The sequence below is a fragment of the Nostocoides australiense Ben110 genome (assembly GCF_001050535.1).
Lineage (GTDB): Bacteria > Actinomycetota > Actinomycetes > Actinomycetales > Dermatophilaceae > Nostocoides_A > Nostocoides_A australiense.
On the sequence record NZ_HG764815.1, the window covers coordinates 3736337 to 3738140 of the forward strand.

The 1804-nt window shown below is 72.1% G+C and carries 1 protein-coding gene; it reads right to left on the minus strand.

The window, feature by feature from the left end:
* On the minus strand, nt 1–1804 hold a 1804-nt coding region (locus BN11_RS18355), incomplete at both ends, for a beta-ketoacyl synthase N-terminal-like domain-containing protein (RefSeq protein WP_201329305.1).

Consider the following 1804-nt stretch of genomic DNA (forward strand, 5'->3'; position numbering starts at 1 on the left):
CGCTGCCGCGCCGGCGCGGGCGCCCAGCGGGGCCAGGCGACCGGCATACGGCACGGGAACCCGGGTGGTCAGGGTGACCGGCTTGGCCGGGGCCCCGTTGTCGACGACGCGCAGGCGCCGGTGGTCGACCTCCAGCGCGCTGCCGGTGTGCCCGGACAGCGTGTCCAGCCACGTCTGCCAGGCGGCCTGGTCGATGACGCGGTAGGCGTAGCCGAGCTCCTGCGGCGCGCGGCGTCGGCCGTCGGCCGGGGGCACCCACTTGATCAGCGACATCGCGATCTGCGAGCCGAACCCGGCGGCCAGGCGCAGGGCGTACTCGACGGGGTAGGTGCCACCGCGGGAGAGGTTCAGCGCGCCGAGGTCGGGGTCGGGTTCCTTGTAGTTCGGCACCGGCGGGACGATCCCGGTCTCGAGCGCCTTGAGCGCGACGACATCCTCGATGCCGGCGCCCATGGCGTGCCCGGTGAAGCCCTTGGTGTTGGTGATGACGATCCGGTCGGCGGAGGCGCCGAAGACCTGTCGCAGCGCGTTGATCTCTGCCGAGGCGCTGCCGCCGCGGGCGGGCGTATAGGTCTCGTGGGAGACGAACATCGTCGCCGGGGCGATGGCGTGCCGGTCGATGCCGCGTTGCTCGGCCTCGGCGATCAGGGACTGCATGACGCCGCCGATGTGATCGACGTCGAGACGGGTCCCGTGGAAGGCGCTGTTCGCGGTGATGGAGGCGAGCACCTGGGCGATGGGGGCCAGGCCGCGCTCGCGCGCCGACTCGGCCGACTCGACGACGATGGCCGCCGCGCCGGTGCCGACGATCATGCCGTGGCGGCGCTTGTCGAACGGCGTGGCGGCGTCCTCGACCTTCTCGTCGGTCGCGGCGGCGCCCGTGGCGAGGAAGCCGGTGGTGACCCAGGGGAGGAGGTGCTCGCTGGAGGCGTCGTCCGCGGAGACGACGATGACGCGCTCGCACCGGCCGGCCTTGATCCAGTCCTCGGCCAGGGAGACTGCCTGGGTCGTGCTGGCGCAGGCGGCGTTGACCTGAGTGTTCGGGCCCCGGGCGCCGATGATCTCGGCGAACTGGGAGTGGCCCATCGCGAGCACGCGGAACAGGAAGCGGCGATCGAACGCGTAGGGCTCGGCCTCGAGGGCCTGACGCAGCGCGCCGATGAGCCGGTCGACCTCGGCGCGCGCCGGGTCGTCGGCGGTCATGCGGGCCCGGACGCCTTCCAGCGCAAGGAGATTGTCACGACGACCGCGATGCAGGGCGTACTTCTCGATCTCCTCGGCGAACCGGTCGTAGCCGGGGAAGGCCGAAGCGAAGATGACGCCCGTGGTGTCGCGCAGCGCCTCGGGCAGCAGCCACTTGTCGGGCAACTGCGTGCCGAGCGTGGTCTTCTTGTAGCGCATGACCAGGGGGATCCCCGCGTCGCGCAGCGCGTCGAAGCCGGCCGCGACCGCCATCCGGGTCGTGACGTCGAGCGCCTCGTCGCGCGCCTTGTCCAGGCCGAACTCGGCCACGACGTCGATCGGCGCGTGGATGCCGGCGAGCTTGATGACGTCGGCGACGTCGTCGATGGTCTGGAAGCTGCCGCCACCGTGAGCGTCCTTGACGATGCGGGTGACCCGCTTGTCCGCCATGAGCGCGCGAACCTCGTGCGGCAGCACGGAGATGAAGTTCTCACCGGCGAGGATGCGGGTGACATTGGCGTCGTCGAACATCTTCTCGACGCCGGGCAGGCCGAGCGCGGCACCGGTGATGACGACCGGCTCGCCGCCCGTCGTGGGGGCGCCGCCGGAGGCGGGGGGGGGG